Source organism: Streptomyces noursei, from assembly GCF_001646665.1.
Taxonomy (GTDB): domain Bacteria; phylum Actinomycetota; class Actinomycetes; order Streptomycetales; family Streptomycetaceae; genus Streptomyces; species Streptomyces lavendulocolor.
The window spans coordinates 85,521-85,927 of sequence record NZ_LWBU01000270.1 but is presented as its reverse complement, the minus strand read 5'-3'; the positions used below and the strand labels follow the sequence as shown (position 1 = coordinate 85,927).

1 protein-coding gene and 1 pseudogene are annotated in these 407 nt (G+C 78.6%); both read right to left on the bottom strand.

Going from position 1 to position 407, the window contains the following annotated elements; translation table 11 throughout:
• Positions 1-207, bottom strand: a pseudogene (locus A4V12_RS38905) (hypothetical protein); the annotation flags it as partial.
• The coding region (locus A4V12_RS38085; RefSeq protein WP_199831321.1) for a hypothetical protein at positions 204-407 on the bottom strand (204 nt) is incomplete at its 5' end. The pseudogene A4V12_RS38905 and the gene A4V12_RS38085, both read right to left, overlap by 4 nt.

The following is a 407-nucleotide window of genomic DNA, read 5'->3' as shown; positions in this document are numbered from 1 at the left end:
GCGCGGGAGGCGGCGCAGCAGCGCCGAGCCGGGGCTGAGGACGCGGCAGGTCGCGTAGTACAGCTGGCGTTCCGTGAAGCGCAGTCCGCCGGGGGCGGCGGCGCGTGCGGCCGCCCGGGCGATCGCCGGGCCGAGCAGCCGCGCCCCCGGGGAGGGGCGCCCGTCGGGTCGCGTGGCGCCGGGGGAGTGGTGGAGTTGCGACGTCATGCGGTGGCCGTGCCTTCCGTACGGGAGGTGTCGGGGCCGGGTGCGGGGGCCTGCCCCGGCCAGGTGAGGAACCCCTGGTTCCGTGCGTCGCCGGACCGGTGGGTGGCGGCCGGATCCGGAGCGGTCAGCGCGTGCTCCAACGCCCGTACCGCCACGGTCTCCAGGAGCCGGGGCGGCACCGCCGCCAGCGGGCTCCAGAA